The sequence below is a fragment of the Pseudoalteromonas sp. MM1 genome (assembly GCF_030296835.1).
In the GTDB taxonomy this organism is placed as follows: Bacteria; Pseudomonadota; Gammaproteobacteria; order Enterobacterales; family Alteromonadaceae; genus Pseudoalteromonas.
This window is the reverse complement of the sequence record NZ_AP027922.1, coordinates 168,829-192,077: the sequence shown is the minus strand read 5'-3', so window position 1 is coordinate 192,077 and position 23,249 is coordinate 168,829. Positions and strand designations below refer to the sequence as shown.

The following is a 23,249-nucleotide window of genomic DNA, read 5'->3' as shown; positions in this document are numbered from 1 at the left end:
AAAATTTAGTACCCACCTATGCTTTGTATTTCTTTACTACGCTGCTCTAATTTTTGCTTTGCCTTTTCGGCATCTTCAAACAGTTTTTGAATAGATTCAGCGTTGTAAACGGTAGGGGTAGGTGGTTGAATACTCTTTTTTGAGGTGCTTGCACTGCTACTTAAAATCGAGGTGTCTTCAGCGGCTACAACCGTCACGTCACGAGCATCAAGTGTTACCTCAATGCTTTTACCATCTGCATTAGGCGTATCAGAAAAATGCCATTGGCCGTTTTTATCTTGCCACTTATAAATTTTGCTACCTGGTTTAATTGTTGCGGCATCACTGTTTACACTTTGCGCAATTTTATCGCCCGCTTGCTTTGCACCTTGCACAGCCTGATTAAGCGTATTAGTAGATAACGCGACCATTTTTTCTTTAATTTTGTGAGATTCAGCACTAATTGACGAACCAGAAAGCCACGTTTGGCCATCAGGCTTTTTAAGGTAAAACAAAGAGATAACAGCAATGATCATGACTGATATTGCCAAGTAGGTGAAGTATTTCATAGCGTTCCTGCTTAAAAATGAATCCTTGAAAGGCAAGTCTAATAAAAAATACTTAATCAGGCAATTTTTTTGCAATAAAAAACGCAACCTAAGTTGCGTTTAAAACATTGTTTAGCATTCGCTTTTTTTAAATACCATCACCGTCAATATGCAGCCCGCATTCGCGGTTTAAACCAAAAAAGCGCGTTTCTTCTTCGCTCATACCTGGCTCAAGTTTACGCGTAGTATGCACATCGCCCATCGACACATAACCTTGCTCCCATAATGGGTGGTATGGTAAATCATGCTTGGTAAGGTATTGATATACATCACGGTTTGACCATTCAATAATCGGGTACACTTTTACCGTACCTCGGCTTATTTCTACAAACTGTTTATCTGCACGGGTCGATGATTGATCGCGACGTAGGCCACTAAACCAAGTACCTGCTTCAATTTCTTTTAACGCGCGAGTCATTGGCTCAACTTTATTAAGCTGATTATATTGCTTAATACCGTCCTCGCCTTGCTCCCATAATTTACCGTATTTAGCTTCTTGCCATGCAGGGCTTAGCTCAGCTTTATACACTTTTAAATTAAGTGATAGGCGCGCTCTCATTTGCTCAATAAACTGATACGTTTCTGGAAATAAATAACCCGTATCGGTTAATACCACAGGAATATCAGGACGCTGAGATGTTACTAAATGCAGCATTACCGCCGCTTGAATGCCAAAGCTTGATGATAAAAAAGCAGTATCCGGTAAGTTCTCTAGTGCCCATGCAACACGCTGCTCTGCACTCATTGGTGCTAGTATGCCGTTTGCATCTGCAAGCAATGCCGCTTGGCTTTGCTTATCAAGCTGTAATATGTTTTTAAATTCACTCATGGTCAATTTTAAACCTCACCCACGCTCCGCGTGGGTATTTAATTAAGCGTGAAAATCGGTTACTGAAACTTTTACTTCAGCAACGATGCCTTTGCGAATTACAAAGTCACCAAAACATTCACCGTCGTTTCGCTCACTTGCCCACTGGCCAATTAGCTTATCAAACGCGTCTAGGTAAACATCTTCACCTACGTTTTCTAGGTACAGTTTAGGAATGCGTGTACCTTCTAAGTTTCCGCCAAGATAAACGTTGTATTTACCAGGGCCTTTACCTACTAAACCAGCTTCTGCAAGCATTGCGCGGCCGCAACCGTTAGGGCAACCTACAACACGCATAATAATGCTGTCATCTGGTATGCCATGTTTAGCAAGTAGTGCTTCGGTTTTTTCAATTAAGCTTGGTAAGTAACGCTCAGCCTCAGCCATAGCAAGCGGACACGTTGGTAATGCTACACATGCCATTGAGTTTTTACGTTGCTCAGTGTCTTTGTCATCAATTAGGCCGTGGTTACGAGCAATTTCTTCAATGACTGCTTTTTGATCGGCAGGTACCCCAGCAATAATTAAGTTTTGGTTAGCCGTCATGCGCATATCACCTTGGTGCACTTCTGCGATTTTACGACAACCTGTTTTTAATGGCTTGCCTGGGTAGTCTAAAATACGGCCGCTTTGTATAAAAAGCGTAAGGTGGTGCTTGCCATCAATGCCTTCTACCCAACCGATACGATCGCCACGGTGAGTAAACTCATAAGGGCGGCTTGGTGCAAAGCTTACACCGGCACGTTTTTCTACTTCTGCTTTAAATACGTCAGACCCAACACGGTCTAGTGTGTATTTAGTTTTTGCATTTTTACGGTTAGAGCGGTTACCCCAATCGCGCTGCACTGATACAACGTGCTCAGCAATTTTCAGTGTATGCTCAAGTGGTATAAAACCAAAATCATCAGCTTTACGCGGATACGTAGCCGTATCACCGTGGGTCATAGCAAGGCCACCACCTACAAGTACGTTAAAACCAACAAGCTTGCCATCCTCGGCAATGGCAACAAAGTTTAAGTCATTCGCATGCACATCAACTTCGTTGTTAGGCGGAATAGTGACCGTGGTTTTAAACTTACGCGGTAAGTAGTTAGAGCCTAAAATTGGCTCTTCTGTGGTTTCTGCCTTTTCGCCATTTAACCAAATTTCAGCGTACGCTTTCGTTTTTGGAAGTAAATGTTCAGAAATTTTTGCAGCCCACTCGTAAGCTTCTTGGTGTAACTCTGACTCAACAGGGTTAGTCGTACATAGTACGTTACGGTTTACATCGCCTGCGGTGGCAATAGAGTCAATGCCAACGCTATTAAGCATTTGGTGCATGCCTTTAATATTTGGCTTTAATACGCCATGAAATTGAAACGTTTGACGTGTTGTTAAACGGATACTGCCGTAGCTTGTTTTTTCATCGGCAAATTTATCAATTGCTAGCCATTGCTCTGGCTTGATAATACCGCCAGGCATACGTGCACGTAGCATTACATTGTGCAGCGGCTCTAGCTTTTGCTTGGCACGCTCTGGGCGTATATCGCGGTCATCTTGCTGGTACATACCGTGAAAACGTATAAGTTGGAAGTTATCGGCCGTAAAACCACCGGTAATTTCATCTTTTAAGTCTTGCTCTATGGTGCCACGTAAAAAGTTACTTTCTCTTTTCAAACGTTCGTTATCAGAAAGTTTTACGTTTTTATCTTGTTCGCTCATTTTAAATCCTAAATTTGTTACAGTGACGGCTGCTAGCTGTTAATAAAATAAGAAACGTGATTAATACACGTCTTTCTGATAGCGGTTGGCGCTACGTAAGTCTTTTAAATATTGCTCTGCGTCTTCGTAGCTTTTGCCGGTGTTTTCGCTGATGATATCAACCAAGGCATTGTGTACATCTTTTGCCATGCGGTTTGCATCACCACACACATAAAAATGCGCGCCTGCTTCTAGCCACTCAAAAATTTCTTTTGAGTTTTTGCGTAGTTTGTCTTGTACGTATACTTTTTCGGCTTGGTCACGGCTAAATGCAACGTCAACTTTGCTTAATAGGCCTGATTTTAAATAACCTTGGATTTCTACTTGGTACAAGAAGTCTTGTGTAAAGTGTGGGTTACCGAAAAACAGCCAATTTTTGCCTTGTGCTTCTCGCGAGTCACGCTCTTGTAAAAATGCACGGAATGGCGCAATACCGGTACCTGGGCCAACCATAATAATGGGGGTATTATCATCGCTAGGTAAACGGAAGTTATCGTTGTGCTCACTAAATACTTTAACTTTACACCCTTCTTCGGCACGGCGCGCTAAATAACCAGAGCATCCACCTAAATGTTCGCTGCCAAAGGCGTCAAACTCAACTAAACCTACCGTTAAGTGCACCTCTTCTTCAACCTCGCTTTGGCTTGAAGCGATTGAGTATAAGCGCGCTTGTAGTTTACGTAGGCAATCGACTAAGGCTTGTGCATCTATTTTTGCAGGATTTTGTGCCACTACATCAAAGATTTGACGAGGTTCAATATACTCACGCATAGCAGCTTTATCTTCAACAAGCTTAAGTAGCTCAGGCGTGCCCGTTGCAACTGCGTATTTTTCTACAAAGCCTGGGTATGACTGAGTAAGCTCTAACTTTTCGATTAATGCATCGCGAATAGACAATGACTCTTCGCCCACTTTTACCTGTGCACTTGCATCGATTTGCGTGTGTGTTAGTAGCTCATCTACGCGCATTTCATCATTTAAAAAATACACGCCTAATGAGTCACCAGGTAAGTAGGTGATGTCTGAGCCTTCAAGCGAAATCTCAACATGGCGTACATCTTTTGTAGAATCGCGCCCTGTAATTTTTTGTACGGTAACAAGCTCTGCCGCAAATGGGTTTTGCTTAGTGTATTGGCTTGCTGCCGCTGTTGGCGCGCCAAATGGCATAGATACAACTTGCCCACCCGCAGCACCTTGCTGTGCATTTAAATCAGGTTCAAATGCATCAAGTGCACCGGCGATCCACGTTGCTGCCTCATCATCGTAATCAACGTCTAGGTCGGCACGTTGAAAAATGGTTTCTGCACCTAGTTTGTTTAAACGCTCTTCAAAATCTTTTGCTGTTTGGCAGAAAAACTCATAACTAGAGTCGCCTAAACCCAGTACTGCTACTTTAACACCATCAAGCTTAGGCGCTTTTTTGGTGGTTAAAAATTCATATAGGGTTTCAGCATCTTCAGGTGGTTCACCCTCACCGTAGGTAGAGACAACAACGGTTAAAAACTTTTCTTTTTTCAGGGCTGTAGGTTTGTAGTCTGCCATGCTCACAAGTTTTACAGCTAAACCGCGCGATTCAGCTTGTTCTTTAAGCTTAGTTGCCACACCTTTTGCGTTACCCGTTTGCGAACCATACAAAATAGTTAGTGGCGCAGCATCGCTTGCAGCCGCAGTGGGAGCTTGCCCACCAAGAGCTGACGCGTTTGCATTTGCAGCTAAGTAACCACTTACCCACGCTTGCTGAATCGGATTAAGTTCTGCCACTAAGCCTTGCAGCTTTTGTACTTGCTCTTGCGATAGCGGGCTTGCCGCTGCGTTAAGTTGACCTAACAACATGAATTTGTTCCCCATAACCCTGAAAATTACTGACAGCCAACATTAAGTGCTGTTCAAAATGAGTTTTACCTCACCCAGAGTAGCTCTGCTTGAGGTTTTATTAGTGTGCAGGATAGCGGGCTATGCGGTGATAAAAAAAGAATAGAATCTGCTTTGTTATTCCATTTAGTTATTAATTTATATTAAGACCTTCAAAAACAGCTTAAAGGCTTATTATTGCTATTTTATTAATTTTGTATTTAACAAATTTGTAACTTTATACAGATAGTGTATGTTATTTACTCAACTATAAAAATAGGAACAATCATGTCACACGGGACATACAAAAATAAGTTACTTAGCACAGCATTACTGATTGCCGCTGCTCCTGCAATGGCCAATGTTACTAATGGTGGCTTTGAACAGTGGACAGGGAATACCCCTGACGCGTGGACAACAATTGACAGCGGTATTAGCTTAGCGCGCTCAACCAGCACTGTTAAAGTCGGAAGTAGCGCAGCAGCTGTTAATGTAACAACAGGCTCGCAAAGCAACACTGATTTACTACAGCAAGTGAGTGTGGAGGCTGGTAAAACATATGATTTTTCAGTGGATGTATATCACACTGAAGGGAATATAAGAGCCCGCCTGTATGTAGATGGCTATCAAGGCTACTCAAACCAAGCGCAAACAAATCAATGGCAAACTATTAGCCACAGCTATACGCCAAGCAGTAACAAAACAATTAATGTGGGTTTACGTTTTTACGATATAAGCGGCTTTGATGGCAATGAAACCGTTTACGTGGATAACTTTTTACCCAATACCGATGGCGGCGCTTCAGGCAGCTGTAACGACTACAGCCTTACTTTAACACTCAATACCGATAACTACGGGAGCGAAACCAGCTGGGTAGTTAACAACAGCCAAGGTAGCAGCGTAGCTAGTGGCAGTGGATATGCCTCTAATACACAATACAATGAGCAGTTATGTTTAACTGATGGCGCATATACCCTAGTTATAAGTGACAGCTACGGCGACGGTATGTGCTGTAATGTAGGTAATGGAAATTATGCCCTCACCCAAGGCAGCACCACACTTGCCAGTGGCGCAAGTTTTAATAACACAGAAAGTACAACCTTCGAATTGGGCGATAGCGGTGATACGGGCGGCGGCTCTAACCCTACTCCAACAGGTTACTACGTAACAACGCAAGGTTTATCTGGTTATGCGCTAAAAACTGAGCTTTATAACATTATTAAAAATCACAGCTCGCAAGGATATTCGGCTATTTGGAACTTTTATGATACCTCAGCCCGTGATAAATACTTTGAAAACGATAATAGTATTTTAGATATGTATAGTGAAAAACCAAATGGTAACGACAGTTACACTTACACCCCGGTGAGCGATCAGTGTGGTACGTATAACAGTGAAGCCGATTGCTACAACCGTGAGCATTCATTCCCTAAAAGCTGGTTTGGTGGCACTGTTGAACCGATGAACTCTGATGTACATCACATCTATGCTACTGACGGTTATGTAAATTCAAAACGCAGTAACTTCCCATTTGGCGAAGTAGCAAGCGCAACCTTCACATCAACAAACGGTAGTAAGTTAGGCAGTGCCGCTAGTTCATTAAATTACTCAGGAACGGTTTTTGAACCCATTGATGAATTTAAAGGTGACTTTGCCCGCGCTTACTTTTACATGGCGACCCGCTACGAAAATGTGATTGGCGCTTGGCAAAATAATACAACTGCCAGTAACGCGGTACTTAACGGTACTAGCAATCAAGTATTCGAAAGCTGGGTGGTTACTATGTTACTTAATTGGCATAACGCTGACCCTGTTAGCCAAATGGAGCTTGACCGCAACCAAGCTGCTTATGAATTTCAAGGTAATCGCAACCCGTATATCGATCACCCGGAATTTGTAGAGATGATTTGGTAGCAAATAGTTTATAAGGTTTAGCCTCAGCACTGACTGGGGCTTTTTAATACCTGTACTTTTTGCTCAGCAATAAGTGACTCCACATACCGCTTTTCTAAATTCCAGGGGTGGCGTTTCCAGCCCTTAAAACCAAAGCCGATAATATACACCTGTGTTTGCTGCTTTAAAAAGTACTCTATGGCTAACATTCCTGAACTGGGTGTTTTAGCTTTAAAAGCAGGTTTGCCAAACGTACATAAATGTTTTAATAATGCTGTTTTATCGTGCTGGGCGATTCGACTCACGTTTGCATGCGGGCTATATTTACGTATTATTTCATCACCATGGTCAATACAGCCCCTGCGATTGATTAGCTTATAAAAAGGTTGAGTAAATAAGTTAGGTTTTGGGTCAGTGATCATGACATTTTTCAGCTGTGTTATGTCTATATCTGGAAACGCTGCGCACAGTATTGCGCCTTGCTTCCCTTTTCCTACTAGCCATAAATCAGTACATTTTCTGCCTAAGTATGCGGGCATGTTTGCACACATATTAAAGCGCACCACTCTATCAAAGCCGTTAAGGGCTTTACTTACATCCTTTTCAACGGGGCCATTACCTATAATTAACACTGATTGCTTAACCATATTACGATCCTTGTACCTTTATTAACGCATACTAACGTGCCCGCCGCTCTCTACCAGCAAACTTATATTAAACTTTTTTTTCAACCACTCACTGTATAGCAAACATTACTTTTGATTTAAGCCCTGCTCCGCACGCTCTATTGATTCGTAGCGTTTGCCTGTAATTTTTATCAGCCATACTTTATCTGTAAAAGTACGGCTTAAATACACAGTTTGCCCATTTGGGATTTGCGGCATAAAAGAAGAAATAGATTCCCACTTGCCATCAACCTGCTCTTTTAACTTCAAGCTAGCGTTAAAGTGCGACCCCTCTGCGTTTGGCTTTACTTCAAGCGCCGTCATTTGGCGATCATCACCAATTTCTATCATTGCACTTTTATTTAATAGTGTGAGTAGCTGAGGTTGATGGGTAGGGCTTAAGTTTTTTAAAGCCTGCTCTATTTTACTATCTACGGTAATCTCATTCTGTAATTTATAAATACTGGCTTTAATTGCAAAAACAGGCTCTGCGTAACTGGGCTTAACAAACAACAGTGAACTGATAAGCACTAAAATAGCGCTAGTAAAATTATTCGACATATTATATCTCCTTATTAAAATCGAATTGAGCATACCTTATATTTTGTTAAATTAAATATAAGCTATTAATATTCATAATATTCTTTATATTAATAAGCATGAATATGCGCTTTTAGGCTGTTTATAAATACAAATTTTAGCGATAATAAAACGCTTAATTAATCAAATAAGAGCAAAGGGTATGCAAGCGTTAGGAATGGAGTTAAAGCGCCTTAGAGCAAATAAAAAGTGGACTCAAGCTTTTGCAGCCCGTGAAATTGGAATTCAACAGTCGTACCTTTCAAAGCTTGAAAATGGACAGTTTATCCCCTCAACTGAGGTAATTGAAAAGCTCAAACTTTGCTATGGCGAAGCCTGTATTGATAAATGCCTACCTATAAATTCGGCTATACATAAGCCCTCACACATCATTTTAATTATGAGCCTGACTTTATTTATGTGTGGGCTGATAGCGTGGTTATGTGCAACATATGAAATTTTTTATCCACAAACTTACTTTACCTATCAAGCAAAGTTAGGTGATTTTTTAGCATTTAATGTTACTCAACAATATCAAGGGGAACGCTTTATTGAAGGGGATGTAACCTACCAAATTGTAGGCGAAAGGCAAGTAAGTCGAATCGAGAACCGCTTCTTAGTAGTAGGCTCTGCCATATGCATATTCATATCTATTGTTACAGCTTTGCTTTCACAAAGACATAGGTTTATTAATGTAGAATCCCGATAATGCGTTGTAAGAAATCTTAACGCCCGCAGTGTTAGATCCCCCCTCAAATAAATTAAGTATTATTGCAGGTTGGCAATTTGATTATTGCGTATTATAGGCTCTCTTATGCCAAGCAATGCCCTAAACTCAAGCCACTCTGCGATGCTCATATTCACTTTGGGCAGCTTACAGCCAAAAGCTTACCGCTTATAGCTTCTTTCTATACAAACAAAAAGCCCCGGCTAATGCCAGGGCTTTTTACAAAACTAACTTAATTTAAAAATTAAGCTTGCTTTGGACTAGAAACAACGTCTACTAAAGTCCAAGATTTATTCTTAGAAATTGGCGCGCATTCACGGATAGTAACTACGTCACCCGCTTTTGCTGTGTTGTTTTCGTCATGTACGTGTAGCTTAGTAGTACGTTTGATGAATTTCCCATAGATTGGGTGCTTCACGTAACGTGCGATAGCGATAGTGAAAGATTTTTCCATCTTGTCGCTTACTACACGGCCTTGAAGAGTACGAATTTTATCGCTCATTATTGACCTGCCTTCTGGTTAATAATTGTTTTTACACGCGCGATATCGCGACGTACTGTTCTTAGCGTGTGTGTCTGAGCTAACTGACCAGTGCTTGCTTGCATGCGCAGGTTAAACTGCTCACGAAGAAGTCCTAGAAGTTCAGCATTAAGCTCTTCTACGCTTTTGTCTTTTAGTTCGCTTGCTTTCATCACATTACCGTCCGAGTTACGAAAGTTGTTTTGAATGGCAGTTTACGAGCTGCAAGGTCAAATGCTTCACGAGCAAGCTCTTCAGAAACACCTTCCATTTCGTAAAGTACTTTACCAGGCTGAATTTCAGCAACCCAATATTCAACAGAACCTTTACCTTTACCCATACGAACTTCAAGAGGCTTTTCTGTGATCGGCTTGTCAGGGAAGACACGGATCCAGATTTTACCTTGACGTTTCACGTGACGCGTCATAGCACGACGAGCTGCTTCGATTTGACGAGCAGTCATGCGGCCACGACCAGTAGCTTTCAAACCGAAAGTACCGAAGCTTACTTTGTTACCGTTTTGCGCTAAACCGCGGTTGCGGCCTTTGTGCATTTTACGGAATTTTGTACGTTTTGGCTGTAACATTACTCGCTACCTCTACTTAGCACTTTTTTTGGCTTTCTTTGGTGCGCGTTTAGCTGGCTTCTCTTGCTCTTGTACTAGTGGTAAACCACCAATAACTTCGCCTTTGAAGATCCAAACTTTAACACCAATGATACCATAAGTGGTTAAGGCTTCAGAAGTTGCGTAGTCGATATCAGCACGAAGAGTATGTAGAGGTACACGACCTTCACGATACCATTCTGAACGTGCGATTTCTGCGCCGCCAAGACGACCGCTAACTTCAACTTTGATCCCTTTAGAACCGATGCGCATTGCATTTTGTACCGAACGCTTCATAGCGCGACGGAACATAACACGACGCTCTAGCTGAGAGGCAATGCCGTCTGCTACTAGTTGTGCATCTAATTCTGGTTTACGTACTTCAGAAATATTAATCTGAGCAGGTACACCAGCAATCTTAGTTACCGCTTGACGTAATTTTTCTACGTCTTCGCCTTTTTTACCGATAACAACACCCGGACGAGCCGTATGAATTGTTACACGGATAGATTTAGCTGGACGCTCAATAACGATTTTAGACACAGAAGCCGCTTTTAATTCCTTAGTAAGGAAAGTACGTACTTTGTGATCGCCAAAAAGCTGATCAGAGAAATCTTTAGAACTCGCGTACCAGGTAGAAACCCAAGGTTTAGATATACCTAGGCGAATACCAGTAGGATGAACTTTTTGTCCCATTACTTATACTCCTAGCTATCTGAAACCACAACAGTGATGTGGCTTGTACGCTTAAGGATGCGGTCTGCGCGTCCTTTAGCACGTGGCATAATACGTTTCATTGTAGGACCATCGTCCACAAAAATCGTAGTTACACGAAGCTCATCAATGTCAGCACCTTCGTTATGCTCTGCGTTAGCAATAGCAGACTCAAGTACTTTTTTTACTAATACAGCCGCTTTCTTAGGGCTGTACGCCAGGATTTCTAGAGCGCGATCGACAGGTAATCCGCGGATCTGATCTGCAACTAGACGTGCTTTTTGCGCCGAACCAGAGGCGAATTTATGTTTAGCTAATGCTTGCATTTATCATTCCCCTCTTAACGTTTCTTCGCTTTCTTATCCGCAGCATGGCCGCGGTAAGTGCGAGTTGGTGCAAATTCACCCAGTTTGTGACCGATCATTTCGTCTGTGATAAACACAGGAACGTGCTGACGACCATTATGGACAGCGATGGTCAATCCGATCATGTTAGGTATGATCATTGAACGACGGCTCCAAGTTTTAATTGGCTTCTTGTCACCGCTTTCCAACGCTTTCTCTACCTTCTTCAGCAAGTGTAGGTCTATAAATGGACCCTTCTTGAGAGAACGTGGCATGGCTATTCCTCAACTATTATTTAGTACGACGACGTACGATGAATTTATCAGTACGCTTGTTCTTACGTGTCTTAGCACCTTTAGTCGGCTTACCCCATGGAGACACAGGATGACGACCACCAGATGTACGACCTTCACCACCACCGTGTGGGTGATCTACCGGGTTCATGGCAACACCACGAACTGTCGGACGGATACCACGCCAGCGATTTGCACCTGCTTTACCAAGTGAACGAAGCATATGCTCAGCATTGCCTACTTCACCTAGTGTTGCACGACAATCAGATTGTACTTTACGAACTTCGCCAGAACGAAGACGTAATGTTACGTATTGACCATCACGCGCAAGGATTTGAACGTATGCACCAGCAGAACGTGCGATTTGAGCACCTTTACCTGGTTTTAATTCTACGTTGTGAACAGTCGAACCTACAGGCATATTACGCATTGGTAATGCATTACCAGGTTTAATTGGTGCATCAACACCAGACTGGATTGCATCGCCAGCTTTTAAGCCTTTTGGTGCGATAATGTAACGACGCTCACCGTCTGCATATAATACAAGAGCGATGTTTGCGCTACGATTTGGATCATATTCTAAACGCTCAACAGTAGCAGGAATGCCATCTTTAGTACGTTTAAAATCGATTACACGGTAATGATGCTTATGACCACCACCAATGTGACGAACCGTAATACGACCGTTGTTATTACGACCACCTGATTTAGAGTTTTTCTCTAAAAGTGGAGCGTAAGGTTTACCCTTATGTAAATCTGGGTTAACCACTTTAACTAGGTGACGACGACCCGCAGAAGTTGGTTTACACTTTTGAAGTGCCATAATTCTAACTCCCCTTATTACTCGGCGCCGCCGACAAAGTCTAGCTCGCTACCTTCTTTAAGAGTAACGTAAGCTTTCTTCCAGTCGCTACGACGACCGAAACGCATGCCTGTACGTTTTGTTTTACCCTTAACGTTAAGTGTGCGAACACCAGTTACTTCTACTTCAAAAAGCTTCTCAACTGCTGCTTTAATTTCAGCTTTAGTTGCGTCATTTGTTACTTTAAAAACAATAGTATTGTTTTCTTCAGCAGCAATTGTGCTTTTTTCAGAGATATGTGGAGCAAGGATCACTTTTAAAAGACGTTCTTCACGGATCATGCTAGCGCCTCCTCAAGTTGCTTAACAGCAGCAGCTGTAATAAGTACCTTGTCGAAAGCAATTAAGCTTACAGGATCGATACCAGCTACATCACGCGTGTCAACCTTGTACAGGTTACGTGCCGATAAGAAAAGATTTTCATCTACTTCTTCAGTCACGATAAGAACATCTTTAAGCTCAAGTTCTTTAAGCTTAGAAACTAGTTCTTTAGTTTTTGGTGCTTCTAAACCAAAGCTTTCAACAACGATTAAACGCTCTTGACGAACTAATTCAGATAAGATGCTTTTGATCGCACCGCGGTACATTTTACGGTTTACTTTTTGGCTGTGGTCTTGTGGTTTAGCTGCGAAGCTAACGCCACCTGAACGCCAAATTGGGCTACGGATTGTACCAGCACGTGCACGGCCAGTACCTTTTTGAGCCCATGGTTTTTTACCACCACCGCTTACTTCAGAACGTGTCTTCTGAGCACGAGTACCTTGACGAGCACCTGCTGCGTATGCAACAACTACTTGGTGTACTAATGCTTCGTTAAACTCACGTCCAAAAGTAGCTTCAGAAACTTCAAGAGCGCCAGAAGCGTCTTTAATTGCTAATTCCATCACTAAATCTCCAGGACTTATGCTTTAACAGCTGGTTTAACGATAACGTCACCGCCGATAGCGCCAGGTACTGCACCTTTAACTAAAAGCAAGTTACGCTCAGCGTCAACGCGAACTAGTTCTAAGTTTTGAGTCGTTACACGCTCAGCACCCATATGACCGGCCATTTTCTTACCTTTAAACACCTTACCAGGTGATTGGTTTTGACCGATTGAACCAGGAGCACGGTGAGATAGAGAGTTACCGTGAGTAGCGTCTTGCATGCTGAAATTCCAGCGCTTAACACCACCTTGGAAACCTTTACCTTTAGAAGTACCGGTTACGTCAACTTTGTTGATTTCGTTGAATAATTCAACAGTAAGCTCAGCGCCTACTTCAAAATCGCCTTCACCACCATTTAGGCGGAATTCCCACAGACCGCGACCCGCTTCAACACCAGCTTTAGCGAAGTGACCCGCTGCGGCTTTGTTTACACGGCTTGCTTTTTTAGTGCCTGCGGTTACTTGAAGCGCGTTATAACCGTCAGTTGCGTCAGATTTGATCTGAGCAATGCGGTTAGGAGTCGCTTCGATAACTGTCACAGGGATAGATACACCATCTTCAGTGAAGATACGTGTCATACCCACTTTACGACCGACTAGACCTAATGCCATTTTCCTATAACCTCTCTAATCTTTCGATTAACCCAGGCTGATTTGAACATCAACACCAGCAGCAAGATCTAAACGCATTAATGCGTCAACAGTCTTGTCAGTTGGTTCTACGATGTCGATCAGACGTTTATGGGTGCGGATCTCGTACTGATCACGCGCATCTTTGTTTACGTGCGGTGAAGTTAGTACAGTAAAACGTTCAAAGCGTGTAGGTAGTGGAATTGGACCACGTACTTGTGCGCCTGTGCGTTTCGCAGTTTCCACGATTTCCGCCGTTGATTGGTCAATCAAACGGTGGTCAAAAGCTTTTAGGCGAATACGAATGCGTTGATTTGACATTCTTAAACCTCAATATAAAGAGCATTTAAAGAGCATAAAAAAACGACCGAAACAATCTCAATAATTAAGATGCCGGTTGTTGATTTATATCTACGATGAGTTCCAAATCGGAACTCCTGTTTATTAGCTTGAAATCCAAGCTTAATTTATCCCTTCAAGTTCCAGAGGAATCTTGAAAGCCTGCGTATTATAGTGATATTGGTGATAAATGCAACAACTAATTGCAAATTAATTACGGGACTTGTGCTGTATAAATAACCTCCATTAGCTATTAATAGCTATAATTGAACTGCTAAGCGTCGCAACAGTCTTATGTTTACAATTTAATCAATTGCGTAAATTACAGGATTTTATAGATATTATGATATCCTATGCGCTAATTTTGCTTTTAACACTCTCAATATGGTGAGTCGATGCGTTTATTAAATTATTGTTTGAATTTTCTTACTAGCTGCGTAAGCCGTATTTTGGTAAAAAGTAAGGTCCTACCGCAAAGCCCAATAGAACAATATGACCTTAACCCTGAACACCCTACTTTTTATATAGTACGTTTAAATTCGCGTTTCGATTTGGCGGCGCTCACTAATGTGTGTAAAAAGCATGGTTTACCTGATCCAAGCGACTATCAAACACTAGGAAACCAAGAGCTTGAACGTTTTATAGGTATAAAAAACCCACCACCGTTATTTGGTGACACTGCAAAACCAACTGCAGCATTATCGCAAGGTAAGCAAATAGTAGAGCACCTATTAAATAGCGGCCAAAAAAATGTACAGGTTGTGCCAGTTACTATTTTATGGGGGCGCGACCCAGGTAAAGAAAAGCCGGGAATTCGTACTTTAATTACCCACTCTCTTACCCCGAGCTGGTTTAGAAAGTTTTTTGTTGTGTTGTTCTCTGGACGCGATAACTTTATTCGCTTTAGCCAGCCGCTCGATTTATCACTTATTGTGAACGAGAAAGCCGACGTAAACGAGTTACCACAAAAACTATTGCGCGTTGCTCGTGTACACTTTAAGCGCCAAAAGCTTGCGGCTACTGGCCCTAAAATGCCTTCACGCGAGCAATTATTTAACTCACTTTTAGCTTCGCCCACAATAAAAAAAGCGATTCAAGATGAAACTAAATCAAAAGGGATAAGCCAAACCGAAGCCCGTCAAAATGCATTAAAGCTACTCGATGAGATTGCGGCTAATTACTCTGAGGCAATGATACGCGTAGGCGATAGAATCTTAACGTGGCTTTGGACTAAGCTCTACAACGGTATAGATATAAAATACACCGAACAAATTCATGAGCTAACCAATAAAGGCCACGAGATAATCTATATGCCGTGTCATCGTAGCCACATGGATTACTTGTTACTTACCTATGCTATATACCACCAGGGCTTAGTGCCGCCCCATATTGCTGCAGGTATTAATCTTAACTTTTTCCCTGCCGGCGGTATTTTTCGCCGCTCAGGCGCATTTTTTATCCGCCGCTCGTTTGCCGGTAATAAGCTATATTCAGCGGTATTTAAAGAATATTTAAGCCAGCTATTTATTAAAGGCTACTCAGTTAAGTTTTACACTGAAGGTGGCCGCAGCCGCACAGGCCGATTACTACCGCCAAAAACCGGTATGCTCGCCATGACGTTGCAAGCCATGCTGCGAGGTATAGACCGCCCTGTATCTATAGTGCCGGTATATATTGGTTACGAGCATGTGATGGAAATTAATACCTACTTAAAAGAGCTTGCCGGTAAAGATAAAAAAGGTGAGTCTATTTTTGGTATTTTTAAAGCCATTAAAAACCTTAAAAACTATGGCCGTGGTTACTTAAACTTTGGCGATCCTATTTCGATTAACCAATACTTAAACGATAACCAACCTGATTGGCGCGATGCTGTGCATCCAACTGATGTACAAAAGCCACAATGGTTAGGGCCGCAAGTAGCGGCGCTTGCCGACCAAGTAATGGTAAAAATTAATAATGCCGCAGCACTTAACGCTGTGAATTTACTGGCTATGATTTTGCTAGTTAACGATAAGCACGCGTTAAGTAAACCTAAGCTATTAGCACAACTTGATTTTTACTTACGCTTACAGCGTGATGCTAGCTACAGCGACAAAGTTACTGCGCCCGATGAAACACCAGAGCAACTATTAACGCACGCCATTAAGCTTAATAAGTTTGATGTGATTAGCGATGAGTTTGGTGAAATTATTGCCATAAACGATAAAGAAAAAACTTTGTTTAACTATTATCGTAATAATATTTTGCACTTATTTGCGGTGCCAAGCCTGATTGCTTTGCACTTATTTAAGCAACACAGTAGTACCGTTGAGCAATGCCAAAAGCTTGTTTCTGCTTTTTACCCTTTATTTGCCAAAGAGTGGTATTTACAGCCACTTGATGAAAACTATATTACGCGTATTTTGGCCAACTTTAGCGATCAAAACTTAATTGAGCTTGATGGCGATACTATTCATGTAACTAACACTAACGACTCTTTAGCTAAACTTGAAATGCTAGGTAGGTCGCTTAGCTTTACGTTGCAACGTTATGCCATTGTAGTGGGCTTTATCCAAACCAGTAACGGAATTGAAAAAGCTGAACTGGAGCGTGAAAGCCAAGTACTAGCAAACCGTTTAGGCACCTTACACGGCATTAAAACTCCGGAGTTTTTTGATAAAAAAGTGCTGGTAAGCTTTATTGATAATTTACGCGGTGAGCTACTAATTACTGAAGGTGAAAATGGTATTCACGGTAGCGCGCAACTATGCGAAATATACATGTATTTAAAAACCTTGCTACCGGCTCGTATTTGGCAATCGGTTAGCGATATAGTGCAAGATCAATGTAACTAACGCTAAACATATTAATTAAATACCATTAAAAAGCCTCAACATTCAAAATATTGAGGCTTTTTTATGAGCTTAGCTATTAAACTTAAATGCTCACAAAACACTTTAAATAATAGTAAATAGAGTTATTTACTTAGCGCTGGCGCATAACCCCTTCTTGTATAGTTGATGCGACTAAATTGCCTTCTCGGTCAAAAAACTGGCCTCTCACTAAACCTCGACCAGAGCTAGCGCTTGGGCTATCTATGGTATATAAAATCCAATCGTCCATTCTAAATGGGCGATGAAACCACATAGCATGATCAATCGTTGCCACTTGCATATTTGGCTGCATAAACGATACACCATGCGGCTGTAATGCCGTAGGTAAAAACTCAAAGTCAGAGGCATATGCTAATAAGTAGTTATGAATGCGTTGATCGTCAGGCATTTCACCGTTAGCTTTAATCCAAATATGCTTTACTGGTTCTATAACCTCTGGTTTAAACGGGTTATGAAACGTAACCGGACGCATTTCAATGGGCATTTCGCGAATAAATTTATTACGAATTGCCTCGGGTATGTGGTGGGCATTTTCTTGATAAAACTCAAGCGACGAGCGAAGCTCCTCAGGTGGCGGCACATTTGGCATAGTTGCCTGATGCGATAAGCCCTCTTCTTCACCCTGAAACGACGCAGTCATATAAAAAATAGGTTTACCGTATTGAATAGCGCTTACTCGGCGTGTGCTAAAGCTTTTACCATCGCGGATGGTTTCCACATCGTAAACTATCGGTTTTGCGGCGTCGCCGGGGCGTAAAAAGTAAGAGTGTAATGAATGAACAACACGTCCTTTTGGTAGCGTTTCTTTTGCAGCAGACAACGCCTGCCCCATTACTTGACCACCAAATACCGCTCTAAACCCTAAATCTTGGCTTTGCCCACGATATAAACCTTGTTCAATTTCTTCAAGTGACAATAACGATAATAAATCATCTAATACTTGGCTCATTTGCTGTTCTCTCAATCCCCAGATAAGCTAATGATACTATACAATGCAGCTATGTAAATCTAACTAAATGAGTAACACCATGAATTATTGGCTATTTAAAACTGAGCCTGATGCTTTTTCGATTGATGATTTAAAAACAGCGCCGCAACAAACCACCCTGTGGGAAGGCGTGCGTAATTATCAGGCACGTAACTTTATGCGCGACGATATAAAATTAGGTGACTTAGTATTTATTTACCACTCTAGCTGCAAACACGTAGGCGTTGTGGGCATAGCAACCGTTACTAAAGAAGCCTACCCCGACCCAACTCAGTTTGATTTAAATAGTGACTATTACGATGCGAAAGCCACGCCCGACAAGCCACGCTGGTTTGTAGTTGAAGTAACCTATAAAAGCCATTTAAACAAACGCGTGAGCTTAAAGGACATTAAAGCTAACGAGGCAATTACCGAATTAGCCCTTAAAAAAGCTGGCCGCCTCTCGGTAATGCCAGTCACACAAAGCGACTGGGAGCACATAATAGTCATGGGCAATTAAGCTCAGTAAGCAAATATCAAGCTGTAATAGTCGCTAATCATTAACGGGCTAAAGCTTGGCTCTGTTTGACCTCTTTTAACTGGGTTTGATACGATCCCCGCCGAGATATAATTGGGGGATTAATGAAATTACTGTATTGGTTAGATGAATGGTTAACGCTTTGTCGTGATGAACAACAAACTAAACTGCCTATGTGTGGTGGCGACTTACTCGGCGATGTGTATGTAAAATACGAATTTGTTGATTTAAATAAACCCCTGCTTTTTACTTTTTCCCCCGCAGGCACTAACGTCCAAGAACACGACCTAACCGATGACTTTGCCCCCTGGGGCTACCACTTAGCGCAAAAGCAAAACGTTAATGTAATTTCATTTCAGCATTTAGGAAAAAGTAATTGGTTTAGAAGCCGCAATTTAATTTTCTTTTTAGAACAGCTCGCAACGTTACTTGAACCTTTTAAATGCCGCTTAGGCTATGGCTTAAGTCGCGGTGGTTTTGCTGTGGGTGCATTTGCTAAATTATTAAAGCTTGACCAGGTTTTATTTTTTCATCCTGTGAGTAGCAAAAATACCGAAATAGTGCCGTGGGATAACCGCTCAAGCACTGAGCTTGCGCAGCAGTTTGATTGGCAAAGTGAATATAACGATGTTGATTTAGGCCATGCTAAGGGGTATATAATTTATGATCCCACCAATAAAATAGACCGCTTACATGCTAAGCGTTACCCACAGCTTACCCATTTGCGCGTATTTGGTATGGGTCACGGCACTCATGCCAGCTACCTCACTAAGTTTGGGTTTTACAAACAAGTGGCCGTTGATTTTATCCGCCACCAGCAAATCGATATTGCGCAGTTTCGTTTGCAAACTAAAACCCTACGTTTAAAAGAAGAGTATTACCAAAGCCTAAGTAAGGCCAATGCAAAATCGCCACACCGTTTAGCGCTACTAAGCACGGCTCATCAAATTTTAGCGGATGAAAAAGAAGAGCATGTGCAAGAACATCAAGCAAAAATAGATATTCAGCCACTGATTGACGTGGCTCTTAAACACCAAGATGAGCATCCTAATGATGCAATTCAATTATTAGAAGTGGCCCAACAAATCGTGCCAGACGACCCACTTGTTGAGCATAAGCTTAAGCAGCTAGAGTAAGCTACTTACGTTTTTTCTTTTTGTGGCCGTGCTTGGGCACAATCGTAAAATACATAAAGAGCCCCAGCCACGAAAAAATAATAACGCCTAATAACCAGCCGTTTTTTTCGTGGCCTTGGGTACGCTTACTGTTAACCACTATCACTACGGGTAATATATAAGCGCTTAAAATAATTATTAAAAATACTACTTCATTCATTATTTAACCTAGGCTTTGGTTATTTTGCCAAGCTTTGCCAATCTACTTCACTTGTCAGTACACGCTCAAGGGCAATGTAGTGCAGTATATCGCCCGCATTTACCTTGTAATCAAGCGGCGGATTTAAATCCATATTTTGTGCACTTAAGTTATGCGCCACCCCTAACAAAATAGCATTATAGTCATGCTTAAAATGGTGAAACAAAGTGCCAAACTCCATTTCTTCGCATTCACTTGGAATAGCTAGGCTAAACTGCGTGTCGCCGTGCAATGTAGATAATAGCTCTTCTTGTACTCGGCTCGAGCCAGGGTCTTGCATTGAACGCACTAAAATCTCTGCTGATTTAGCACTACTGCACTCTACATTTTGGCAATGCTCAAGCAGCATATCTACCTTGGTTTCATCTAAAAAGTGTGCACTAATATGGCACTCATCTTTAACTAAACGACTAATACGCAACGCCGTAGTAAATGTTTGGTCGTCATCTTGGCCATCAATAATAATTTTGTCGGCACGGCTTATAGCTACACGCTTAAGCTCTTCTAAATCAGTAAAACTGGTTAGGCGAGCAAAATCGACGTTTTCGTTAGTTAAAAACGGATGATCCATTTGCTCGGTCACCGCCAATAAAATACGGCGGTCGGTACGTTTGGTATCAGCAAGGATATAATCAATCATTTTTTTTGTGCGGGTATCGTGCCAGCCAAAAATAATAATGTGGTTGTTACTGTGAGCAAAATTTTTATCACCAGTCATAGCGCGCCTAATTAAGTAAGTTACTGTTTGCCCCGTTTTTCCTAACAGAACGCCAAATAAAGCTAAACCAAACGGAATTTGTATTAAAGCCACTACCCAACGCCCAAGCTCACTGGTTGGGCTAAAATCGCCGTAACCCACTGTAGAGGTAGTTACGGTGTAGTAGTAAAAAAAGGTCGTAAGCGAGGTAAGCGCTTGCTCATTTGCAATAAACAGTAGCCCCCAAGTTACTAGCATGTGCGCAAGTATTGCAAGCACCACAGCTTGCCAGCTCAGCTGATCGATATGAGCACGAACAAGTAGCGCTAGCCTCTTAAATATTACCGGCATAATACAAAATCTTTGTTAGTAAATTATCTATAAACAGTACGTTACTGTAAGCCATGCTTTTAAGCAACGTTTAAGCTTTTAAGTAGAACCTGTTGGCCTACTAGGATTTAAATTCGATCAACTTTTATAGATAAACCGCCCCAACCAATATAAGACTAAATGCGGGTTTGCTAATCAGCTAAGAGCATGATTAATTATATTAAGAATAAAAAACACACAGACACACTATGCTAAATAAAATTGCCACACCATTTACCAAGTTAGTAGAGCGCTACTTACCCGACCCTTTTATATTTGTCATATTGCTAAGCATTATTACCTTACTATGCGCTAGCCTATTTACCCCCTCAACCAGTCTTGAAGTTATTAACGCATGGGGAAGTGGTTTTTGGAACCTGCTGAGCTTTGCCATGCAAATGCTGTTAGTGCTTATTACCGGCTATATGCTGGCAAGTACACCGCCTATCAATAAGCTATTAAAAAGACTAGCTACGCTTGCCAATACAGCACCAAAAGCCATTATTTTAGTCACATTGATTTCGCTACTTGCCAGCTGGCTCAACTGGGGATTTGGTTTAGTGATTGGCGCTTTATTTGCTAAAGCCATTGCTAAGCAAACACAAGTTGATTACAGGTTGCTAGTAGCCAGTGCTTACTCTGGCTTTGTTGTATGGCATGGCGGTTTAGCAGGCTCTATCCCGCTCACCATTGCTACCGAGGGGCACTTTTCACAAAGTAGCATTGGTATAATTAGTACTGATCAAACCCTGTTTGCTGGTTTTAACATAGCAATATTAATTGGCTTATTTATTATTATGCCGCTGGTTAACCGCTATATGCTACCCAGTGATAAAAACAGCGTATATGTGGACCCAGCGCTAATAAAAGAATCCCCCGCTCATAATGAAAACATAACCCGCCCGGCTCAACATTTAGAACACAGTAAACTGCTAGGCATCGCAATTGGTTTACTCGGTCTGTGTTATTTGGCGTATTACTTTGTAATTGCAGACGGTAGCCTAAACCTTAATAGCGTTATTGCGATGTTTTTGTTTTTAGCCATTACCTTACACCAAACACCCCATAACTTACTTAATAGCTTACAACAAGCAATCCCTAGCGGCGCAGGCATTGTTATTCAATTTCCATTTTATGCAGGTATTATGGCCGTTATGGTCGATAGTGGTTTAGCGCAGCAAATATCACGTGGTTTTATTGCCGTAGCAGATGCCGATAGCTTGCCATTTTTTAGCTTTATAAGTGCAGGACTCGTTAATATGTTTGTGCCTTCTGGCGGCGGGCAATGGGCAGTACAAGCACCTATTGTTATACCCGCAGCGCAAGAGCTGGGCGCCGATATATCACGCGTTGCAATGGCTGTTGCGTGGGGCGATGCGTGGACTAATTTAATTCAACCCTTTTGGGCTTTACCGGTATTAGCCATTGCAGGGTTAAAAGCGAAAGACATTATGGGGTTTTGTGTAGTGCAGTTATTTGTAACGGGGGTATTTATATCCTTAACTTTGAGCTTTTATCCGTAACGAATAAGAATGATCCGTAGAGGGCTAATGTTACTTTTATAAAATAAGCTCACTAATCGCAAATAAATTAATTATCATATGGCCTAAAACACAATACCAAATGTTCCCCGTTAAGGAGCGAACCCCTCCCATAAAACAAGAAAATAAAAACAGCAGTACAAATATATAAACTTGATCATACTGACCATGTAAAAAAGCAAATATTAAGCTAGGAATTATTACAGCACCACTTACACCTAAAGCAGTCTGCTGTAACCTGTAAAACGCAACGCCTCTGAAAATCATCTCTTCAAAAATAGGAGCGATAACAACTACGGCGAAAAATAGTAGAGACTTGTCTAATAAATTATTTGTTTGTCCTTGCATTTCCAACATAAAATTAGGAGCTTCTACCATTAAGTGGTCAGCTAAATAATACTCTACTATCATATATGCAAAAGTGACTATTAATACATAAACTAAAGGACATATACGAACAGGCTGTACTGCCAGCCTCGCTATTATTTGTGTTCTCTCACTAGAGTATAATGAGTATTTCAGAAGCGGAATAATCAGTAATAACGAGATTAACGATACTATAAATGTAACATTGGGATTCGACTCAAATTGCTCAAAAGTACTGACATTATCAAGAACTAACGAACCTAAGCCAGTAATAAAAAAAATGAAAACCGCGACCATAGGGATGATTATTGAAAAGAAAGCTACCCAGCAGACAGTATAAAAAACTTGCTCTACAGTACCAATTGTTTCACTTTTCATATTCTT

At 41.6% G+C, this 23,249-nt stretch carries 27 protein-coding genes; 6 read left to right on the top strand and 21 right to left on the bottom strand.

The window, feature by feature from the left end; genetic code table 11:
- Nucleotides 1–5 precede the first annotated feature (5 nt).
- From QUE46_RS00930 to QUE46_RS00915, 4 genes are all read right to left on the bottom strand, one after another.
- Complete coding sequence (locus QUE46_RS00930; protein WP_286245827.1) at nucleotides 6–548, bottom strand: DUF4124 domain-containing protein; 543 nt, start codon at nucleotides 546–548, stop codon at nucleotides 6–8.
- A 127-nt stretch (nucleotides 549–675) separates the two neighbouring features.
- On the bottom strand, nucleotides 676–1,416 hold the full coding sequence (locus tag QUE46_RS00925; RefSeq protein ID WP_286245826.1) for a phosphoadenylyl-sulfate reductase: 741 nt from the start codon (nucleotides 1,414–1,416) through the stop codon (nucleotides 676–678).
- 42 nt (nucleotides 1,417–1,458) lie between these two features.
- On the bottom strand, nucleotides 1,459–3,156 hold the full coding sequence (cysI, locus tag QUE46_RS00920) for an assimilatory sulfite reductase (NADPH) hemoprotein subunit (RefSeq protein WP_286245825.1): 1,698 nt from the start codon (nucleotides 3,154–3,156) through the stop codon (nucleotides 1,459–1,461).
- Nucleotides 3,157–3,216: 60 nt separating this feature from the next.
- The gene (locus tag QUE46_RS00915; RefSeq protein ID WP_286245824.1) at nucleotides 3,217–5,028 is read right to left on the bottom strand and encodes an assimilatory sulfite reductase (NADPH) flavoprotein subunit; all 1,812 of its coding nucleotides are present in this window, start codon (nucleotides 5,026–5,028) and stop codon (nucleotides 3,217–3,219) included.
- A 306-nt stretch (nucleotides 5,029–5,334) separates the two neighbouring features.
- On the opposite strand from QUE46_RS00915, the gene QUE46_RS00910 reads away from it, so the two are divergent.
- Nucleotides 5,335–6,960 (top strand): endonuclease, encoded by a 1,626-nt coding sequence (locus QUE46_RS00910; protein ID WP_286245823.1) that lies wholly within the window; start codon nucleotides 5,335–5,337, stop codon nucleotides 6,958–6,960.
- A gap of 23 nt (nucleotides 6,961–6,983) precedes the next feature.
- On the opposite strand, the gene QUE46_RS00905 is transcribed toward QUE46_RS00910, so the two are convergent.
- Both QUE46_RS00905 and QUE46_RS00900 read right to left on the bottom strand, forming a co-directional pair.
- Nucleotides 6,984–7,586 (bottom strand): hypothetical protein, encoded by a 603-nt coding sequence (locus QUE46_RS00905; RefSeq protein WP_286245822.1) that lies wholly within the window; start codon nucleotides 7,584–7,586, stop codon nucleotides 6,984–6,986.
- A 105-nt stretch (nucleotides 7,587–7,691) separates the two neighbouring features.
- Nucleotides 7,692–8,165, bottom strand: coding sequence for a hypothetical protein (locus QUE46_RS00900; RefSeq protein ID WP_286245821.1), 474 nt, complete (start codon nucleotides 8,163–8,165; stop codon nucleotides 7,692–7,694).
- 181 nt (nucleotides 8,166–8,346) lie between these two features.
- On the opposite strand from QUE46_RS00900, the gene QUE46_RS00895 reads away from it, so the two are divergent.
- Complete coding sequence (locus QUE46_RS00895; protein ID WP_286245820.1) at nucleotides 8,347–8,892, top strand: helix-turn-helix domain-containing protein; 546 nt, start codon at nucleotides 8,347–8,349, stop codon at nucleotides 8,890–8,892.
- Nucleotides 8,893–9,154: 262 nt separating this feature from the next.
- Here QUE46_RS00895 and rpsQ read toward each other — a convergent pair whose 3' ends face one another.
- The 11 genes from rpsQ to rpsJ are packed head-to-tail and all read right to left on the bottom strand — an operon-like array spanning nucleotide 9,155 to nucleotide 14,122.
- The gene (gene rpsQ / locus QUE46_RS00890) at nucleotides 9,155–9,412 is read right to left on the bottom strand and encodes a 30S ribosomal protein S17 (protein ID WP_006791355.1); all 258 of its coding nucleotides are present in this window, start codon (nucleotides 9,410–9,412) and stop codon (nucleotides 9,155–9,157) included.
- The gene (gene rpmC / locus QUE46_RS00885; RefSeq protein ID WP_004588692.1) at nucleotides 9,412–9,603 is read right to left on the bottom strand and encodes a 50S ribosomal protein L29; all 192 of its coding nucleotides are present in this window, start codon (nucleotides 9,601–9,603) and stop codon (nucleotides 9,412–9,414) included. The genes rpsQ and rpmC overlap by 1 nt, the downstream gene beginning before the upstream one ends.
- Nucleotides 9,603–10,016: a 50S ribosomal protein L16 gene (rplP, locus tag QUE46_RS00880; protein ID WP_002957890.1), complete on the bottom strand. Its 414-nt coding sequence runs from the start codon at nucleotides 10,014–10,016 to the stop codon at nucleotides 9,603–9,605. Before rplP ends, rpmC begins: the two co-directional genes overlap by 1 nt.
- A 12-nt stretch (nucleotides 10,017–10,028) precedes the next feature.
- Nucleotides 10,029–10,730, bottom strand: a complete 702-nt coding sequence (gene rpsC / locus QUE46_RS00875) for a 30S ribosomal protein S3 (RefSeq protein ID WP_004588691.1) — start codon at nucleotides 10,728–10,730, stop codon at nucleotides 10,029–10,031.
- 11 nt (nucleotides 10,731–10,741) lie between these two features.
- On the bottom strand, nucleotides 10,742–11,074 hold the full coding sequence (gene rplV, locus QUE46_RS00870) for a 50S ribosomal protein L22 (protein WP_004588690.1): 333 nt from the start codon (nucleotides 11,072–11,074) through the stop codon (nucleotides 10,742–10,744).
- 14 nt (nucleotides 11,075–11,088) lie between these two features.
- Nucleotides 11,089–11,367, bottom strand: a complete 279-nt coding sequence (gene rpsS / locus QUE46_RS00865) for a 30S ribosomal protein S19 (protein WP_010376377.1) — start codon at nucleotides 11,365–11,367, stop codon at nucleotides 11,089–11,091.
- Between the two features lie 16 nt (nucleotides 11,368–11,383).
- A complete protein-coding gene (gene rplB, locus QUE46_RS00860) occupies nucleotides 11,384–12,208 on the bottom strand; it encodes a 50S ribosomal protein L2 (RefSeq protein WP_089346354.1) in 825 nt (274 codons plus the stop codon).
- Between the two features lie 17 nt (nucleotides 12,209–12,225).
- Entirely contained in the window at nucleotides 12,226–12,528 is a 303-nt protein-coding gene (gene rplW / locus QUE46_RS00855) for a 50S ribosomal protein L23 (RefSeq protein ID WP_004588687.1), read from the bottom strand.
- Complete coding sequence (rplD, locus tag QUE46_RS00850) at nucleotides 12,525–13,130, bottom strand: 50S ribosomal protein L4 (protein WP_004588686.1); 606 nt, start codon at nucleotides 13,128–13,130, stop codon at nucleotides 12,525–12,527. Before rplD ends, rplW begins: the two co-directional genes overlap by 4 nt.
- A 17-nt stretch (nucleotides 13,131–13,147) precedes the next feature.
- Nucleotides 13,148–13,783 carry a 50S ribosomal protein L3 gene (rplC, locus tag QUE46_RS00845; RefSeq protein WP_004588685.1) on the bottom strand — a complete coding sequence of 212 codons (636 nt, stop codon included), beginning with the start codon at nucleotides 13,781–13,783 and terminating at the stop codon, nucleotides 13,148–13,150.
- A 27-nt stretch (nucleotides 13,784–13,810) separates the two neighbouring features.
- Complete coding sequence (gene rpsJ, locus QUE46_RS00840) at nucleotides 13,811–14,122, bottom strand: 30S ribosomal protein S10 (protein WP_002957900.1); 312 nt, start codon at nucleotides 14,120–14,122, stop codon at nucleotides 13,811–13,813.
- A 413-nt stretch (nucleotides 14,123–14,535) separates the two neighbouring features.
- On the opposite strand from rpsJ, the gene plsB reads away from it, so the two are divergent.
- The gene (gene plsB / locus QUE46_RS00835; RefSeq protein WP_286245817.1) at nucleotides 14,536–16,974 is read left to right on the top strand and encodes a glycerol-3-phosphate 1-O-acyltransferase PlsB; all 2,439 of its coding nucleotides are present in this window, start codon (nucleotides 14,536–14,538) and stop codon (nucleotides 16,972–16,974) included.
- A gap of 130 nt (nucleotides 16,975–17,104) precedes the next feature.
- Here the strand turns inward: plsB and tesB are convergent, their stop codons facing one another.
- Nucleotides 17,105–17,962, bottom strand: coding sequence for an acyl-CoA thioesterase II (gene tesB, locus QUE46_RS00830; protein ID WP_286245816.1), 858 nt, complete (start codon nucleotides 17,960–17,962; stop codon nucleotides 17,105–17,107).
- A 79-nt stretch (nucleotides 17,963–18,041) separates the two neighbouring features.
- Between tesB and QUE46_RS00825 the strand changes: the two genes are divergently transcribed.
- Together QUE46_RS00825 and QUE46_RS00820 are read left to right on the top strand one after the other, a co-directional pair.
- Nucleotides 18,042–18,500: an EVE domain-containing protein gene (locus QUE46_RS00825; RefSeq protein WP_286245815.1), complete on the top strand. Its 459-nt coding sequence runs from the start codon at nucleotides 18,042–18,044 to the stop codon at nucleotides 18,498–18,500.
- Between the two features lie 122 nt (nucleotides 18,501–18,622).
- A complete protein-coding gene (locus QUE46_RS00820) occupies nucleotides 18,623–19,654 on the top strand; it encodes a cytosolic protein (protein WP_286245814.1) in 1,032 nt (343 codons plus the stop codon).
- 1 nt (nucleotide 19,655) lies between these two features.
- On the opposite strand, the gene QUE46_RS00815 is transcribed toward QUE46_RS00820, so the two are convergent.
- Nucleotides 19,656–19,853, bottom strand: a complete 198-nt coding sequence (locus QUE46_RS00815) for a PLDc N-terminal domain-containing protein (RefSeq protein ID WP_286245813.1) — start codon at nucleotides 19,851–19,853, stop codon at nucleotides 19,656–19,658.
- Between the two features lie 19 nt (nucleotides 19,854–19,872).
- Complete coding sequence (locus QUE46_RS00810) at nucleotides 19,873–20,940, bottom strand: potassium channel family protein (RefSeq protein ID WP_286245812.1); 1,068 nt, start codon at nucleotides 20,938–20,940, stop codon at nucleotides 19,873–19,875.
- Between the two features lie 227 nt (nucleotides 20,941–21,167).
- Between QUE46_RS00810 and QUE46_RS00805 the strand changes: the two genes are divergently transcribed.
- Complete coding sequence (locus QUE46_RS00805) at nucleotides 21,168–22,481, top strand: short-chain fatty acid transporter (RefSeq protein ID WP_286245811.1); 1,314 nt, start codon at nucleotides 21,168–21,170, stop codon at nucleotides 22,479–22,481.
- Between the two features lie 36 nt (nucleotides 22,482–22,517).
- Here QUE46_RS00805 and QUE46_RS00800 read toward each other — a convergent pair whose 3' ends face one another.
- Nucleotides 22,518–23,243 carry a CPBP family intramembrane glutamic endopeptidase gene (locus QUE46_RS00800; RefSeq protein WP_286245810.1) on the bottom strand — a complete coding sequence of 242 codons (726 nt, stop codon included), beginning with the start codon at nucleotides 23,241–23,243 and terminating at the stop codon, nucleotides 22,518–22,520.
- Nucleotides 23,244–23,249: the final 6 nt, after the last annotated feature.